A 579-nucleotide genomic window follows, 5' to 3' on the forward strand; every position below is an offset into this window, starting at 1 on the left:
GTCAAAAAGGTAACCGCCATTGAACGCCGCATGGCGCAATGGGAAGCCCGGTTTGAAATCAGCCGCCGCGAACAGGACACCGCCATTCTGACACTGGCCGAACAGGTCCGCGACATGATGTTGGGCACATCATCACGGGTGGCAGCACTCGAATACGTCTCCGTGCGCGAATTGCTTATCGAACATGGCGCGATCCAGAAAAAGCGCGGCGGTTTAAACCGCAAAATCGGGGCACGGTTGCGCGCCAGTGCCTTGCAGTCACGCCCGCCCGCCTCGGTGCGCCGCTGCCCGCATTCCGGCGTCTGGCTATTCCCGCGTGATTTCGCCGACCGCTTCATGCGCGACCATGGCCGCGAACTGGTTCTCGAACACAATGACTTCCAGAACGGTCAAACCCGCATGGACCTGCGCAACCGCAGCAAGGGGCAGAAAGTCGTGCCCTTACATGACAAAACCCCGGAGAAAGCGAAATGAACACTATCACCAACAAACAAACCAACCCAAACCCGGAAACACGCCGCATCACAGTGCAGGCCAAATACTTTCTGGCCGCGTGGCAGTTCATCAGCACCGACGAAA

General features: G+C 58.4%; 1 protein-coding gene. It reads left to right on the forward strand.

Annotation, left to right across the window (positions count from 1 at the left end; translation table 11 throughout):
- Positions 1-474, forward strand: a 474-nt coding sequence (locus THS27_RS27105) for a hypothetical protein (protein WP_168185036.1), incomplete at its 5' end; no start/stop codon positions are given.
- Positions 475-579 lie beyond the last annotated feature (105 nt).

It is taken from the genome of Thalassospira sp. MCCC 1A01428, from assembly GCF_002115825.1.
Classification (GTDB): domain Bacteria; phylum Pseudomonadota; class Alphaproteobacteria; order Rhodospirillales; family Thalassospiraceae; genus Thalassospira.